This is a genomic window from Marinobacter iranensis (assembly GCF_029207565.1).
GTDB classification, from domain to species: Bacteria; Pseudomonadota; Gammaproteobacteria; order Pseudomonadales; family Oleiphilaceae; genus Marinobacter; species Marinobacter iranensis.
On sequence record NZ_JANCMW010000049.1, the window covers coordinates 1 to 347 of the forward strand.

The 347-nt window shown below is 59.4% G+C and carries 1 pseudogene; it reads right to left on the reverse strand.

Features of this window, described 5'->3' with window-relative positions:
* Nucleotides 1–347: pseudogene (locus tag NLU14_RS21390) on the reverse strand (hypothetical protein); the annotation flags it as partial.

The window sequence follows — 347 nt, forward strand, 5'->3', positions numbered from 1 at the left end:
CCGTTCTCGGTAAAGCTCGTGGGGGTATGACCCAGTGTGTATTCGAATCGCTGTTTGAGGTTGCCATCCCCATCGTAAGTGGCCAGCAGGGTGGTCTTGTCCTGCCACAGGTAGCGTTCCACCACTTGTCCATCTTTGACCTTGGCGACCCGGTTGCCCAGGGCGTTATGGCGGTATTCAATGGTGTGGTCCGGGGTCTGCACCTGCTTGAGCCGGCCCTGGCTGTCGTAGTCGTAGGTGGTGACATCGGTGTCAGTGGTTTTCTGGCTCAGGCGGCCGTTGCCGTCGTAGGTGTAGCTGGTGTTGCCCTGGCTTTGCAGCTGGTCACCCAGGTTGTAGCTGGCGGA